This window comes from Streptomyces sp. XM4193, from assembly GCF_023072595.1.
Taxonomy (GTDB): Bacteria; Actinomycetota; Actinomycetes; order Streptomycetales; family Streptomycetaceae; genus Streptomyces.
Window position 1 is genome coordinate 239,861 of the sequence record NZ_JALLGK010000007.1, and the last position, 15,184, is coordinate 255,044.

A 15,184-nucleotide genomic window follows, 5' to 3' on the forward strand; every position below is an offset into this window, starting at 1 on the left:
CGGACACGGGCGGACACCTCCACTGCCGAAAGGGAACCTTGGAGAGCAACGCTATCCGAATCCGCAATGTCCCGCGGCGGGCCTGTGGAAAACTCCGAACCGGCCCTGCCCGAGGAGCTGTTGACGCCGCTCAGGGCTTCTCACCCCATGGGGAGGACACCGGACGTGTTCCGCTCCCGGCCCTGGCCTCACACCGCACCCGCGCAGCACACCCGCACACCGCACACCACCGCTCTCACCCGCGCGGCCCGCCCCGCCGCGCCCGTCCCGGCCGAGGGACACGGGCGCGAGGGCAGGCCGCACACCTCACGGTTCCTGGCGCGCCTCCACTCCCAGATGCTCCCCGACGCGATTGACCAAAAGCGTCATCTCGTACGCGATCTGCCCGACGTCCGCGTGCGCGCCGGTCAGCACGCACAGGCAACTCCCCTGCCCCGCAGCCGTCACAAAGAGCAGACCCTCCTCGAACTCGATCATCGTCTGCTGGACCCGTCCCGCGTCGAAGTGCGTACCGACACCGCGGGCAAGGCTGTGCAACCCGGAGGCCACCGCCGCCAGATGCTCACTGTCACCGCGGTCCAGCTCCGCATCGGAGCTGGTCACCAGACCGTCGGTGGAGAGCACCAACGCATGCCGCACACTGGACATGCGCTGCTTCAGGTCGTCGAGCAGCCAGTCAAGGCTCGCGCTCAGCGCCATCCCGTCCCCTTCGTTCCATCTCATGGCAACCGCCGTGGCTCACCTACCCATCTCATAAGCCTGTCCAACCAATTGAGGCGTACGGGGTGGCGGTTGCGGCACGTGGGGCCGGGGCCAAGGATGGGCACATGGCACAGCAGATGACCGAGGATCAGTTGCGTTCCTTCCTCTCCGAGGGAACCAGGACCGGCAAGCTCGCGACGGTCCGCGCGGACGGCAGCCCGCACGTGGCGCCCGTGTGGTTCGTGCTGGACGGCGCGGACATCGTCTTCAACACCGGCGCGGACACGGTCAAGGGCCGCAATCTCGCCCGCGACGGGCGAGCGAGCCTGTGCGTGGACGACGAGGCACCGCCCTTCTCCTTCGCGGTGGTGACCGGGCGGGTCGAGCTGGTGGAGGAGCTCGAGGAGGTCCGCCACTGGGCGACGCGCATCGCGGCGCGCTACATGGGCGAGGAGCGGGCGGAGGAGTTCGGCGCGCGCAACGGCGTACCCGGCGAGCTTCTCGTCCGACTGCGCATCGACAAGACGGTGGCGCTGGCCGGCCTCGCCGACTGAGCGGCGTTCCGGTCCGGCCCACTCCGGCCGGACCGGGGCGTGCGCCTCACGGCAGCGCGGTGGTGGTCACTGCTCCTCGTGCTCGGGGCCACCGGTCGTCACGGCACCGTCCGGACCGGTGGCGGGGCTCCCGCCCTCGGCAGCCCCGCCGAAGCGATCGGCACGCTCCTCCATCGCTGCACGCTCCTCCATCGCTGCACGGCCCTCCCGCACTCCACGGCTCTCCTGCGCTGCACGCTCTTCGCGATCGGCAGGGGATGCCGGGTGCGGTACCGGGCACGCCCCGGGGAAAGTGCCGAGCTCGGCCAGCGCGTACCCGTTCGGGTAGCCCCTGATCTGGGAGTTCTGCCGGGCGAAGTGGGGATGACGGCGGGGCGGCAGCACCAGACGTACGGCTCGGCCGCGCAGCCTGAGCGCACCGCGCGCGGTGTGGCGCAACCATGCCGGCGGAGTGCGGTAGTCGAAGGCCCGCAGCAGTGGCTCGTCCATCAGGGCAAGAGCGGCTCGACGCGCGAACGGCGCGAGGGGCCCCGGATACCAGGAGGCCATCAGATCGAGTGTCGCGTCGGAGACGGCGCGTCCGCCCTCGTCGTATCCGAAGTGCGCGGCCTCGTACTCGTCCAGAAAGCGCGCGAAACCCTCGTAGTCCTCGGGTACTTCGCGGATGCCCATCAGCTTGCCCAGCTGGCGGTAGACCGTCGCCACCGCGGTGCGCTCGTGCGCGGTGAGGGCGCGCCAGCCGTAGCTCTCCAGCCAGCGCACGGGGACGACGACGAAGGTGCACAGCACGTATCGCATGTCGTCGTTGGAGATGTCGTAGGAGCGGTGCATCTGGTTGACCCGGCGGATCGCGGTCCGGCCCTCCGGCGAGGAGTGGCCGTGCTCGATCAGCGCGTCCAGCAGCAGCGCGGTGTCGTCGTACCGCTTCTGGCTGCGCTCGGTCAGCTCCGCGGTCTCGGCGAGCAGCCGGCCGATGCTGGGCACGGCGTAAGTGCGGTAGAGCGCGAACTCAAGGGCGCGGGCGGTGTCCCACGGGAACTCGCGGGTGACGATGAGGCGGAAGATCTCCTCGCAGTCCTCGACCGGGTCCAGCCGAAGGATGTGCCTGAGCCGGTCGTAGCGCCGCATCCGGAGAACTCCTCTGCGCAGGACGGTGGGACGGACGAAGGCTACCTTCCCGCCCCCGCCCGCCGTCCTGCTTCAGCGGCTTCCTCGGCCGTCAGCGTCCGATCTGCTTGCGCGAGACTCGCTTGAGCCTCGAACGCTGCGAGGGGTCGAGTGTGAGGTACGCGATCGCCGGCACGCCGAAGACGATCAGCAGAACCGCCCAGAACGGCAGCCAGATCAGCAGCAGCAGACCGATCGCGACGCCTCCGATGGCGACTTTCCCCTGTGTGCTCATGCCTTTCGCCTCCCAGTGCGCGCGGGCCGTGACCGGTCGGTCCGGCGCCGCTCCCTCCATTGAACGCCGTCAGCATCTCTCGCGTTCCCGCGCGGGAGGCCGCGCCAACCCCTCGCACTCCACCGAAGCACGACCGTGACCTCCCGGCTCCGGCGGTTCCCGCCCCCGGCGGCCGGGCCCAACAGTGCGCCCGAGCCCGGCACCCGCCGAAAATAGCTGGTCGGAGCGGAACCGACGCCATGTGCCCCGCGTCGTCGACTGCTGTACCCTCGGCGACCCGCGCCCCTGATAGTCAAATTTGAGGAGAGCCGAAGCGCCGTGTCGTCGCCCCGGGCAACCCCCGCCCAGATCACCGCTCTCGCTCAGTGTGCGGCCGTACTGCTGCCCGGCGATCCACCGCGCACCTCGCAGATCGCCTTCTGGCATCCGGACGGGGAACTGCCCGAGGAGGTACGGGCGATGGGTGGCACACCGCCGCTCACGGTCGCCCTGCCGGACGGCACGGGCGGGATCGTGGTGCGGGAGACATCGGCGCTGCGGATGCCCGTCGCCGCGGCGGTACCGGTGCTCACCAGGGCCAGAGCGGCGGCGACCGGTTCTCCGTCCGGTGCGCATCCCGCGGCCGCCCACTGGGGTGCGGCGGCCGTTCTCGCGCTCCAACTGGCCGCACGCGGACGGCTGCTGCCGGTTCTGGACGCCGAGGACCACGACGTCTGGCGGCTCGCTCCGCTCGACCCCGAGGACCTCCGCCGCGTCCAGGAGCTGGCGCAGACCATGCCTGCGCACGCACACGCGGTCCCGGTGACGTCCGAGGGGGACGGCGCACCCGCCGACGGCGGGGCGGTGGAGCTGACCGAGCCCGAGTCGCTGCTGCGCGGGTTCCTCGCAGCCGTGGCCGACGGGCTGCCGCGCACGCCCGCCGCCGCTCTGGCCGCGGGCTCCCCCGCCTACGCTTCCCCCGCCGTGCACAAGGTGCCGGCGGTGCGGCCGTGGGCGCAGGAGGTGGTGGCCCGCCACGACAGCGCGGTGCGCCTGTCTCTGCGCATCGAGGCACCTGCCCTGATCCGCGAGTCGGGAGCGGACGGACGCGAGTCGGGAGCGGACGGACGCGAGTCGGGAGCGGACGCACCGGACGACGCGGACGGAGCGGCGCAGTCGGCCGGGGACGCGAACGGGCCCGACGCCCCCGCGGTCCGCGGCATGAGCGCGGTCCTCCAGGTGCACAGCGTCTCCGACCCCTCGGTGGTGGTGGACGCCCGTGAGCTGTGGCAGGCGGGCGGCCCCGCGCTGCGCACCTTCGGGCCCCGTGCGCAGCCCGAGGTGCTGGTGGCGCTGCGTCGGGCCGCGGCGGTGTGGGAGCCGCTGTCGCCGCTGCTCACCGCCACCGTGCCGGACAGCGTGGAACTCGGGCCGGAGGACCTGGCCGGCCTGCTCGCCCCGTCGGTCGCGGCCGCGCTGACGGCTGTGGGCATGCGGGTGCACTGGCCCAAGGGCCTGGTGCGACGGCTGACCACGCGCGCGGTGGTGGGGCCCGACGAGGTCCGGGGGCGCCGTGAGGGCCCCGAGTCGGCGATGCCCTCGCTGCTCGGGCCCGACGCGCTGCTGAGCTTCGACTGGCGCTTCGCGGTGGGCGATCTGGAGCTGACGCGGGCCGAGTTGGACCGTCTGGCGGAGGCGGACCGGCCGCTGGTGCGGCTGCGCGACCAGTGGGTGCTGCTGGATCCGCAGGAGGTGCGGCGGGCCGCGGAGCGCAAGGCCCATTCGGTGGCGCCCCTGGAGGCGCTGCGCGGTCTGCTCAGTGGCGAGGTGGACAGCGGCGGCGAGCGGGTGGAGGTGACCGCTCGCGGCTGGCCGGCACAGCTGCGGGAGCGGTTGGCCCGGTCGCCCGAGGACGCGCCCCCGGTGCCCCAACCGGCCCTCCTGCAGGCGTCGTTGCGCGACTACCAGCTGCGCGGTCTGAACTGGCTGCACCAGCTGACCTCGTGGGGACTGGGCTGCTGCCTCGCCGACGACATGGGCCTGGGGAAGACGATCACTCTGATCGCCTTCCATCTGCACCGCCAGTCCCTCGGCGAGGGTGCCGCGGGCCCGACACTGGTCGTCTGCCCCGCCTCGCTGCTCGGCAACTGGCAGCGCGAGATCGAACGTTTCGCTCCCGGCACGCCCGTACGGCGCTTCCACGGACCGGGCCGCACGCTGGAGCGGACGGCGGCGGACGAGTTCGTGCTCACCACCTACGGGACGATGCGCCTGGACGCCGCGAAGCTCGCGGACGCCGACTGGGGGCTGGTCGCGGCCGACGAGGCGCAGCACGTGAAGAACCCGTTCTCCGCGACCGCCAAGGCGCTGCGCACCATTCCCGCGCGCTCTCGGGTGGCGCTGACCGGCACCCCGGTGGAGAACAACCTCACCGAGCTGTGGGCGATCCTGGACTGGGCGACGCCGGGCCTCCTCGGCGGTCTCACCGCCTTCCGCCGGCGCTGGGCGGACCTCGTCGAGGCGGGCGCCGAACATCCCGACAGCGCCGCGGCAGCGGAGCAACTCGGCCGTCTGGTACGGCCGTTCCTGCTGCGCCGCCGCAAGAGCGACCCGGGCGTGGCGCCGGAGCTGCCGCCGAAGACGGAGACCGACCGGGCCGTCTCGCTCACCCGCGAGCAGGCCGCGCTCTACGAGGCGACCGTGCGCGAGGGCCTGGCGGAGGTCGCCGGCGCGGACGGGCTGGCCAGACGCGGGCTGGTGATCAAGCTGCTCACCTCGCTCAAGCAGATCTGCAACCACCCCGCACAGTTCCTCAAGGAGGAGGATCCGGTGCTGGCCGGCAGGTCCGGCAAGTGGGAGCTGTTCGACGAGCTGCTGGACACCCTGCTCGCCGAGGACGCCTCCGTACTGGTCTTCACCCAGTACGTGCAGCTCGCGCGGCTGCTGGAGCGGCACCTCGCCGAGCGCGGCGTGGCCGCTCTGCTGCTGCACGGCGGAACGCCGGTGCGCCGACGCGAGCAGCTGGTGCGCGATTTCCAGGAGGGCCGGGCGCCGGTCTTCCTGCTGTCGCTCAAGGCCGCCGGCACCGGTCTCAACCTGACCCGGGCAGAGCATGTGATCCACTTCGACCGCTGGTGGAACCCCGCCGTGGAGGCGCAGGCCACCGACCGCGCGCACCGCATCGGGCAGCAACGCCCGGTGCAGGTCCACCGGTTGATCACCGAGGGCACCATCGAGGACCGCATCGCGGCACTGCTCGCGCGCAAACAGGCGCTGGCCGATTCGGTGCTGGAGTCGGGCGAGGCCGCCCTGACCGAGCTGAACGACCGTGAGCTGGCGGAACTGGTGAGTCTGAAGGGAGTCCGCGGTGAGTGAGGACGGTACCCGGGAGACGGAGGTCGAGCGGGTCTTCGAGGCGCTCGCACCGCTGCGCACCAAGGGCTTCGCCCGCACTCCGTGGGGCGCCGCGTGGCAGCGTGCCCTGGAGGACTCGGCCCTGGACTCGGGGCAGTTGCGCAAGGGCCGGCAGTGTGCGAGGTCGGGCGCGGTGGGCGCCGTCGCGGTGCGTCCCGGCCGGATCACCGCGATGGTGCGCGAGTCGGGCGGGGAGGTCCACCGCGCCGACGTGCTGGTGCCCCGGCTGGACGACGCCGCCTGGGAGAGGCTGCTGGAGGTGACCTCGCGCACCGCCGGGCACCTCGCCGCGCTGCTGGACGGCGAACTGCCGCCCGAGCTGGTGGAGGACGCCGACGCCGTACAGGTGCAGCTGCTGCCCGGCATGGGCGATCTCCAGCCCAGCTGCGACTGCGGCGAGTGGGACCACTGCACGCACACCGCGGCGGTCTGCTACCAGCTCGCCCGGCTGCTGGACGAGGATCCGATGATCCTGCTGCTGCTTCTGGGCCGCGGCGAGCGCAGGATCCTGGCGGAGCTGCGCGAGCTGAGCTTCGTCCGGGCGATGGGTGAACTCTCGGAGGAGGAACGGGATTCGAGCCCTCGCGCCGTCGGGGAGTTCGGCACCGTTCCGGCGGCCGAGGCGTACGCGCGCACGGCGCTCTGGGAGTTGCCCGCGCCTCCGGCCGCGGTGCGGGAGTCCGCGGAGCTGCCCGAGTGGGTGCGCCAGGAGGGGCCGTCGGCGCCGGGCGTGGACGTCGACGCGCTCGGACTGCTGGTGTGGGACGCCGCCCGGCGGGCCCGTGAGGCGCTGGCGGAGGCGCTCTCCCCCGGCCACGCCACGAGCGTGCCGGCGCCCGCTGCCGATCTGCGGGAGGACGCGGTGCGGATCGCGGCGCGGCCGGTGTGCCCGGATACGGTGCGGCGCAGGATCCTCGCGGAGGGCGGTTTCGACGCGAGGGCGTTCGAGACGGCGGTCCACGCGTGGCGGCTCGGCGGACGGGACGGGCTGCTCGTGCAGGAGGGCTCCGCGCTGGAGGCGGACGAGACGCAACTCGCGCGCGCAGGCAGCAGATTGGCCTCGGCGTGGGGCGAGGGCGAGCGGATGCCGGAGTTCAGCCGGGAGGGCAACCGCTGGACTCTCCTCGGGGCGGGGGTCCAGCTCCGCATCGGTACCGACGGTCGTTGGTGGCCCCTTCGGTGGGACGGGGAGCGCTGGCTTCTCAGCGGGCCCGCCGGCCACGATCCGGCGGTGCTGCTCGCCGAACTCGACGGCCTCGGGCCGCGCTGACGGCAGTCGGCCCCGCGGGGCGCGCGGGATGCGACACGGAGGCTCCTCGGGCGCCTGCTGCGGGCCCGCACCCCGAACGCCCGGCCCGCACACGGACGTCCGGCCGCGCCCGGCCGTCGGAGCGCCGGCCCCGAAGCGGCGGAGACGGGAGCAGCAGCCGGGCGTCGCCGTACGCCGGGTCGGCAGGAGGCACGGAAGTGCCCCGCGACCGCAGAGAGCCGGTCGCGGGGCACTTCAACGCCGCGTGGACTGGGGCGGGTTCACCGGATGGGCGCCCGCCCCGCCGCCGTGGGGACGTTCCCGGTCAGACCGCCGACCTGAACACCGGCAGGTAGCCACCGGACTGCCCGGCGGCGGTCGGGTGGTAGGAGTCGCCCAGCGGGAAGGTCACGCTGTGCAGCCAGGTGTCGGCCGAGCAGATCTCGTGGCCGGTGAAGGCCGAGCGCACGTCACCGAAGGTGAAGCCGTGGTCGGCGGCACGCTTGTTGGTGACCTCGTTCAGCTCGTCGGCCACCTTGTTGAGTGCCGCACGGGCGGCCTCGCTGATGCCGACGGAGCAGCTGCCGTTGAGCTCGTAGAGACGCGAGTAGCCGAGCACGACGACCTTGGCGTTCGGCGCCTTGGCGCTGATCGCGTTGTAGGCCGTGTCGAGCTTCCCGGGCAGGGTGTTGTTGATGTAGCCGCGGGCCTCCTCGGCGGCGCTGATGCAGGCGCTCTCGCCCTGCAGGACGCAGGTGGTCATGACGCCGGCGAACCCGGCGTCGTTCCCGCCCGCACTGATGCTGACCAGGCTGGTGCTGCCGCTGAGCGGGCCCAGCTGGTTGTTGACGACATCGTCGGTCGTCGCGCCGGAGCAGGCGGTGAAGTCGAAGGAGCTGGGCGAGTTGGCGTTGCTCCACAGCACGGGGTACGCGTTGTTGCTGCGCTTGCAGCCGCTGTCCTGGTAGTCGCCCGCGCCCGCGCCCGAGGAGTAGGAGTCGCCGACGGCGACGTAGGACTCGGCCGCGCGCTCGTCCGCGAGCGCGGTGCCGCTGCTCGCCAGTGGCAGCGTAACGAGCGCCGCGAAAACGGCGGTTGCCTTGATGAATCTGGAGGGTCGCACAGGATCTCCCTTGTGGGGGGTCAAGAAGAACTGCTGTGGTCCCTTGTCCTAGCAACAACCAGCGGTTTCGAGAAGTGGTCCTGCCGGTTGTTCCGTGCAACGACCCCTGGGATTGGGCCGATTGATCCTCTTGCACACCAATGGGGCGGGTGAGGTGACCTCACCCGCCCCATCTGCCCGCGTCGCTCCGTGCGACCGCGGGAATGAGATTCCACGCACCGTCAGCGCCGAGGCACGAGGCCCGACGACCGCCGTGGCGTGCCTAGTTCAGCTTCGCGCTGAGCTTCTCGCCCTCCTCGGCCACCAGGCTGCACGTGACCGTGCGCAGCCCCGTCAGGTAGCCGGTCCGCTTCGGGAACTGCGAGAGCGTACGGAACTTGGTGCCGGCGGCCTGCTTGCGCGCCTTGGCCTCGAGCTTGCTCTTGCAGATGCCGTTCGCCTCGGTCTGGAGCGCGGAGTCGGAGGCGTACTCCTTCTCCTTCAGCTTCTCGCGGTGGACGACTTCGCCGTCGTGCGACTTGGAGCAGCCGAGCTTCTCGTTGTAGCCCTCCTGGCTCTCCGACATGTCGAAGCAGTCACCGACCTTGAGCTGGTACGCGGGCCGGGGCCCGGTGCTCGGGGTCGGGCGGTCCTCCGGATCGAAGTCCGGCAGGTCCGTCTCGGTCTCGGAGGGGTCGACCCAGGGCTCGTCCGACTCCTCGTCATCGGTCTCCGACTCGCTGGGAGTCGGCGAGGGCGATTCGCTGGTCGCCGACGGGGACGGGGAGTTCTTCGCCTCGTCGTCCTTGTCGCCGTCACCACCGGTGAACAGGAACGCGCCTCCGATGATCAGCGCACCCGCGACCACGACGGAGACCAGGGCGATGATCACCGCCTTGCGGTTGCTGCCGCCGCCAGAGGGAGGCGGCTGCTGCCAACCGCCGGACGGCGGACCGGGAGGACCGGGAGGGCCGAAACCGCCGCCCTGACCGCCGCCGGGAGGCGGGCCGTAACCGCCCTGTCCGCCGCCGGGCGGGCCGGGAGGGCCCTGCGGTCCGGGAGGACCGAAACCGCCCGGCTGCGGCGGGCCGGGGTATCCATAACCTTGGGGCGGGCCGAAGCCGCCGGGGCCCGGCGGGCCACCGGCCGGGGGCTGCTGACCTGGGGGTGGAATCGTCATGCGCCAACTCTGTCATGTTCCCAACGGGCGCAGGAATCGAGGTCCTCACAGCTCTGCTACAGGAGTGTCATCATCGGTGGATCTTGTGGAGCCGGACACCGGCGCAGCCGACCACTGACCGCATGACGACGAACAGGCGTTGAACAGGGACTTGTTGGCTTTTGTCCCGATTGTTGCCACCCGTGCGATCCCGAGACGGAGGCTGTCCGTTCGCGCATCCTCCGCGGCGTGGCCCGCACTGGCCCCTGCCAGAGGCCGACCCCGGAGAGCATCGAGCACTCACGACGCACTGCTTTCCGCCGCATCCTGCAACACCGAAAGCGGCCGAGGACGGCCGAAGCGACCGGGCAGTGCGAGGCTTCGACTCCCCCACGGGCCGCAGGCCGCGCGGCAGACACACCGCCATCGCACGACCACAGACCGGGACGACCCCTCGGAGAACCGAGCAGCCCCCTGGCCTCCGAGGCTCAGTCCTCGTTCTTGCGACGTCTCCAGCGGCGCGTTTTGCGCGTCTTGCGGGCCTTGCGTCTGCTCTTGCTGAAGAACCAGCCCGCAGGCGGCTCGTCGGCCCGCCACGGCTGGGGCTCGGGGGGCTGATTCCGCCAGCGCTCCTGCAGCATCCTGGTACGCGCGGCGGGCTCGCTGACCTCTGCGCCGCGGATGAAGTTCTCGTCGAGGACCAGATCGTCCCAGTCGGCGCTGCCGCCCCTGCCTCCGGCACCGCCGGAGCTTTCGTCCTCGCCCTGTCCTCGCGGCTCGGTGCCCACTCCAGCCTCCCGTCGCCGATCACGGCTTCCGCACACTGCCTGAACGCGTGGCGCACCGTGATGGTTCCCGCCACGACGGGGCCCTACACGATCCGCGGCGCCCGCATCCGGCCCGGTCCGGTGGCACGGACGGGGCAGCCGCCCGGCCCGTACCACCGACTGCCGCCGTCGTCCGTCACGCGCCCCGCACGCCCAGCAGATGGTCCATCGCGAGCTGGTCCAGCCGCTCGAACGCCATTCCGCGCTCGGCCGCCGCGTCGGGGTCGAACTGCTCGAAGGCACCGACGTCGGCGAGGAGTTGGGCGGGCGTCTCGCCGGGCTCCAGCGTCGGCCTGGCCAGTTGGTCGAGCCGGGAGTCCGCCAGCGCCTGGACGACGTCCGGGTCGGCCCGGAAGGCGGCGGCACGGTCGCGCAGGATCAGGTAGTTGCGCATGCAGCCGGCGGCCGACTGCCACACACCGTCGACGTCCTCGGTCCTCGGCGGCTTGAAGTCGAAGTGTCGCGGCCCGGTGTAGCCGGCGGTCTCCAACAGGTCCACCAGCCAGAAGGCGGCGCGCAGATCACCGGCTCCGAAGCGCAGGTCCTGGTCGTACTTCACCCCGTTCTGACCGTTGAGGTCGATGTGGAAGAGCTTGCCCGCCCACAGCGCCTGGGCCGCTCCGTGCGGGAAGTTGAGGCCCGCCATCTGCTCGTGGCCGACCTCGGGGTTCACGCCGAAGAGCTCGGGCCGCTCCAGCCGTTCGATGAACGCCAGCGCGTGGCCGACGGTGGGCAGCAGCAGGTCGCCGCGCGGCTCGTTGGGCTTGGGCTCGACGGCGAACCGCAGCGCGTAGCCCTGCTCGTGGACGTACTCGCCGAGCAGGTCGAAGGCCTCCTTCATCCGGTCCAGCGCGAGCCGGATGTCCTTGGACGCGCCGGACTCGGCGCCCTCCCGGCCGCCCCAGGCGACGTAGGTCTGCGCGCCCAGTTCAGCCGCCAGATCGATGTTGCGCATGGTCTTGCGCAGGGCGTAGCGGCGCACGTCGCGGTCGTTCGCGGTGAAGGCGCCGTCCTTGAAGACCGGGTGGGCGAAGAGGTTGGTCGTTGCCATCGGCACGGTGAGCCCGGTGGAGGCCAGGGCCTTGCGGAAGCGGCCGAGCTGCTCCTCCCGCTCGTGGTGCGAGGCACCGAAGGGGATCAGGTCGTCGTCGTGGAAGGTGATGCCCCAGGCGCCGAGTTCGGAGAGCCGGTGGACGGCCTCGACGGCGTCGAGCGCGGGCCGCGTGGCCTCGCCGAAGGGGTCCCTGCCCTGCCATCCCACCGTCCACAGCCCGAAGCTGAACCGGTCCTCGGGGACGGGCACGTAGTCGCTGTGTGCTGCCGTCGTCGCCATCGGCATGCTGCCCTTCTCTCTGCTTATTTCGTCATCGGCGTTAACAAATTAGTATGCGAGGCATCCTGAGGAAACCCCGCGACGCCCTCCGTCGCGGAACGAGAGCACAACAGGCACAAGAAGGAGCAGGCATGGCCGAACCGCAGGGCCCGCTGGTCATCGGCGTCGACAGTTCGACCCAGTCGACCAAGGCGCTGGCGGTGGACGCCTCGACCGGCGAGGTGCTGGCCCAGGGCCGCGCCGCGCACACGGTCGGCGCCACCCACGAGAGCGATCCGGAGCAGTGGTGGCGGGCGCTCGTCTCGGCGATCGAGCAGTGCGGGCCCCACGCGCAGCGCGCCGCCGCGATCTCCGTGGCCGGCCAGCAGCACGGCCTGGTCACCCTCGACGAGAACGGCGACCCCGTACGCCCGGCGCTGCTGTGGAACGACGTGCGCTCGGCGCCCCAGGCGGAGCGGCTGGCAACAGAGCTGGGCGGACCGCAGGCGTGGGCGCGGCGCACCGGCCTGGTGCCCGCACCCTCCTTCACCGCCTCCAAGTGGCTGTGGCTGGCGGAGCACGAGCCGGAGTCCGTGGCACGGACCGCCTCGGTGCAGCTGCCGCACGACTATCTGACGGGTCGCCTCACCGGTGCGGCGACCACCGACCGCGGCGATGTCTCCGGCACCGGCTGGTGGTCGAGCGAGAGCGGCGACTACGACGGCGAGGTGCTGGCCCATCTCGGCCTGGACCGGGAGATGCTGCCCCGCGTGGTGGCTCGCGGCGAGGCGGCGGGGACCGTACGGGGCGGGCTCGAACTCCCCGTGCCCGCCGGGGCGTTGGTCGCCGGCGGCACCGGGGACAACATGGCCGCGGCGCTCGGTCTGGGGCTGCGCCCGGGTCAGCCGGTGCTCTCCCTCGGCACCTCCGGAACGGTCTACGCCGTCGGTCGGCAGCGCCCCGTCGACCCCTCCGGCACGGTCGCAGGCTTCGCCGACGCGCTCGACGGCTGGCTGCCGCTCGCCTGCACCCTCAACTGCACGCTGGCGGTCGACCGCATCGCCGCGCTCCTCGGCCGGGACCGCGAGCAGGTCGAGCCCGGCGGCGGCGCGACGGTCCTGCCGTTCCTGGACGGCGAACGCACCCCTGCCCTGCCCTACGCCGGCGGCCTGCTGTACGGACTGACCCACGACACCACCGGCGGCCAGGTCCTCCAGTCCGCCTACGACGGGGCGGTGTACGCGCTGCTGCGCGCCGTCGAGCTGGTGCTCGACCCGGACAGCCCCTCCGACTCCCCGATCCTGCTGATCGGCGGCGGCGCCCGGGGAACCGCCTGGCGGGAGACCGTGCGCCGACTGTCCGGCAGGCCCGTACAGGTGCCGCACGCCCAGGAGTTGGTGGCACTCGGGGCAGCCGCCCAGGCCGCCGGACTGGTGCTCGGCGAGGACCCGGCGGCGCTGGCACGCAGCTGGGGCACCGCGGACGGTGCGCACCACCCGGCGGTGGAGACCGACCGTGCCACCCTCGACCGGCTCGCCACCACCCTCGCCGATGCGGATACGCTGCTGCGCCGGCAGTGAGCGCGGAACCACGGCGCGTCATCGGGAGCAACGGGCGACCCGCTCGGCGCGCACCGGTCGCCCGTGCAGCCGCAACCGAGCACCGCAGGCCCGGGCCGCGAGGAGGCGGCGGACCGCCGATCACGCCGCACAGCCCGAACAAGCCCCACGGAAACCGAGGAAGGGGAGCCACCCGATGGCCGTCGCGCCCAGGCTCCACACCCAGCAGGACATGCGCCGCCGCAACCTCGCGGCCGTCCTGTACGCCGTGGCGGACGCGGGCCCCGCGTCCCGGGCGAGCGTCGCGGCGCGGATCGGCCTGACCCGCGCCGCGGTGTCGACGCTGGTGGACGAGCTGCTCACGGCCGCCCTGCTGGAGGAGCAGGGGCCCGGCCGGTCGGGCACGGTCGGGCGGCCCGGGACCGTACTGGGCCTGAGCGAACGCGGACCGTGCGGGGTCGGCGCCGAGATCGGCGTCGACCACCTCGCGGTGTGCGCGGTGGACCTGCGGGGCCGGGTCCGGGCCCGCACGGCCGTGGACGCCGCCAACCGGGAGAGCTCGCCGGAGCTGGTGCTGCGCAGACTGGCCGAGCTGACCGCACGTCTGGCCAAGGACACGGCCGCACAGGGGCTGCGGCCCGCGGGGGTCTGCGTGGCGGTGCCGGGCCTGGTGGCGCGCAGGACGACACGGGTGGTCCGCGCCCCCAACCTGGGCTGGCAGGACGTGGAGCTGGCTCCGTGGTTCGCGGAGCTGGACCGGGAGTTGGGGCTGTCGGCCGCTCAGCGCAGGACGCCGTACTTCTTCGTCGACAACGAGGCGCACCTCGGCGCCCGGGCCGAGGTCTGGACCGAGCCCCCCGGCGACGGCGAGGACGAGGGCCCCGACGGAGCCGCGCCGCGGTCCGCGAGCGCGCAGGAGGCCGCGGCGCCGGGCACCTCGCAGGAGACGCCGGGCGAGATCCTGCACGTCTCGGCGGAGGTCGGTATCGGTGCGGCCGTCCTGGTCGACGGCGAACTGCTGCGCGGCTCACGGGGGTTCGCCGGCGAGCTGGGGCACGTACCGGTGCGCCGCCGCGGCCGTCCCTGCGGGTGCGGCAGGAACGGCTGCCTGGAGCAGTACGCCGGCGAGGAGGCGGTGCTGCGCGCCGTGGGGCTGGACCCCGCACGGGCACTGGCCGAACACCCCGGGCCCGGCGGCCGGGTGGAGATGCTCGCACGCCGGGCCGAGGACGGCGACCGCCAGGTCCTCAGGGCGCTGCGGGCGGCAGGCGGCGATCTGGGGGTTGCCCTGAGCGGCGCCGCGAGCCTGCTGGACCCGCGGACCATCGTGCTGGGCGGCGCCATGGCCCGGCTGGCTCCGTGGCTGCTGCCCCCGCTGGAGGAGGAGTTGGCGCGCGGCCCCGCGGGAGGTTCGGTGGTCGCGGTCGCCCGGCTCGGCGCGGACGGGCCGCTGCTCGGCGCCGCACACGCGGTGGTGCGGGCCGTCCTGGACGATCCGTTGGGCACCGCCACCCGCAGGCCGCTCCTCGCCGAGGAGAGCTAAGCCGGGTGCACGCATCCGCCGAGACGCGGACGGACGGCTCGTACGCCCTGGTCGGGACGCCTCCGGTGGTACGCACTCGTTGAGCGGTACGCGCCCACGGGACACGCCCGGAGCCGGGCACGCGCCCGCCAGGCACACGCGGAGCCGGCAACCTCGGAGGCCCACCGGAGCGCGGGGGCGTGGACGCGGGCGCGCGGCGACGGCCCGGGCGCCGATCGGAGCGGCCGGAAGCAGCGCTGATCCGACGCGTTGTGCTCCGCCGGCGGCCGCGAAGGCGGGTAGGTACCCACCGAACGGCCAACTCCCACCTCTGCGACGGGAGTTCACCGGATGCGGCGAACTGTGCCGATCGGCCTCATGAACCGCCGACGCACCGAGCAGG

Annotated in this window: 11 protein-coding genes and 1 pseudogene; 5 read left to right on the forward strand and 7 right to left on the reverse strand. The window is 72.9% G+C overall.

Features of this window, described 5'->3' with window-relative positions; genetic code table 11:
- Positions 1-306: 306 nt before the first annotated feature.
- Positions 307-699: a roadblock/LC7 domain-containing protein gene (locus MTQ01_RS19180; RefSeq protein ID WP_247491982.1), complete on the reverse strand. Its 393-nt coding sequence runs from the start codon at positions 697-699 to the stop codon at positions 307-309.
- A 128-nt stretch (positions 700-827) separates the two neighbouring features.
- Here MTQ01_RS19180 and MTQ01_RS19185 point away from each other — a divergent pair, with 128 nt between their 5' ends.
- Positions 828-1,256: a PPOX class F420-dependent oxidoreductase gene (locus MTQ01_RS19185; RefSeq protein WP_247491891.1), complete on the forward strand. Its 429-nt coding sequence runs from the start codon at positions 828-830 to the stop codon at positions 1,254-1,256.
- Between the two features lie 222 nt (positions 1,257-1,478).
- Here the strand turns inward: MTQ01_RS19185 and MTQ01_RS19190 are convergent.
- Together MTQ01_RS19190 and MTQ01_RS19195 are read right to left on the reverse strand one after the other, a co-directional pair.
- Positions 1,479-2,384 (reverse strand): annotated as a pseudogene (locus MTQ01_RS19190) (oxygenase MpaB family protein); the annotation flags it as partial.
- A gap of 91 nt (positions 2,385-2,475) precedes the next feature.
- Complete coding sequence (locus MTQ01_RS19195) at positions 2,476-2,658, reverse strand: hypothetical protein (protein WP_247491892.1); 183 nt, start codon at positions 2,656-2,658, stop codon at positions 2,476-2,478.
- Positions 2,659-2,976: 318 nt separating this feature from the next.
- Here MTQ01_RS19195 and MTQ01_RS19200 point away from each other — a divergent pair, with 318 nt between their 5' ends.
- On the forward strand, positions 2,977-6,012 hold the full coding sequence (locus tag MTQ01_RS19200) for a DEAD/DEAH box helicase (protein ID WP_247491893.1): 3,036 nt from the start codon (positions 2,977-2,979) through the stop codon (positions 6,010-6,012).
- Positions 6,005-7,321, forward strand: coding sequence for an SWF or SNF family helicase (locus tag MTQ01_RS19205; protein WP_247491894.1), 1,317 nt, complete (start codon positions 6,005-6,007; stop codon positions 7,319-7,321). Before MTQ01_RS19200 ends, MTQ01_RS19205 begins: the two co-directional genes overlap by 8 nt.
- A 304-nt stretch (positions 7,322-7,625) precedes the next feature.
- On the opposite strand, the gene MTQ01_RS19210 is transcribed toward MTQ01_RS19205, so the two are convergent.
- The 4 genes from MTQ01_RS19210 to xylA all read right to left on the reverse strand — a co-directional run bounded on the left by MTQ01_RS19210 (position 7,626) and on the right by xylA (position 11,721).
- A complete protein-coding gene (locus tag MTQ01_RS19210; RefSeq protein ID WP_374207797.1) occupies positions 7,626-8,423 on the reverse strand; it encodes an SGNH/GDSL hydrolase family protein in 798 nt (265 codons plus the stop codon).
- Positions 8,424-8,685: 262 nt separating this feature from the next.
- Positions 8,686-9,582, reverse strand: a complete 897-nt coding sequence (locus MTQ01_RS19215) for a septum formation family protein (RefSeq protein ID WP_247491895.1) — start codon at positions 9,580-9,582, stop codon at positions 8,686-8,688.
- Between the two features lie 467 nt (positions 9,583-10,049).
- Positions 10,050-10,349, reverse strand: a complete 300-nt coding sequence (locus MTQ01_RS19220) for a hypothetical protein (protein WP_374207798.1) — start codon at positions 10,347-10,349, stop codon at positions 10,050-10,052.
- Positions 10,350-10,524: 175 nt separating this feature from the next.
- Complete coding sequence (gene xylA / locus MTQ01_RS19225; RefSeq protein ID WP_247491985.1) at positions 10,525-11,721, reverse strand: xylose isomerase; 1,197 nt, start codon at positions 11,719-11,721, stop codon at positions 10,525-10,527.
- Positions 11,722-11,852: 131 nt separating this feature from the next.
- Here xylA and xylB point away from each other — a divergent pair, with 131 nt between their 5' ends.
- Together xylB and MTQ01_RS19235 are read left to right on the forward strand one after the other, a co-directional pair.
- Positions 11,853-13,280 (forward strand): xylulokinase, encoded by a 1,428-nt coding sequence (gene xylB, locus MTQ01_RS19230; RefSeq protein WP_247491896.1) that lies wholly within the window; start codon positions 11,853-11,855, stop codon positions 13,278-13,280.
- Between the two features lie 175 nt (positions 13,281-13,455).
- A complete protein-coding gene (locus MTQ01_RS19235) occupies positions 13,456-14,802 on the forward strand; it encodes an ROK family transcriptional regulator (protein WP_247491897.1) in 1,347 nt (448 codons plus the stop codon).
- Positions 14,803-15,184: the final 382 nt, after the last annotated feature.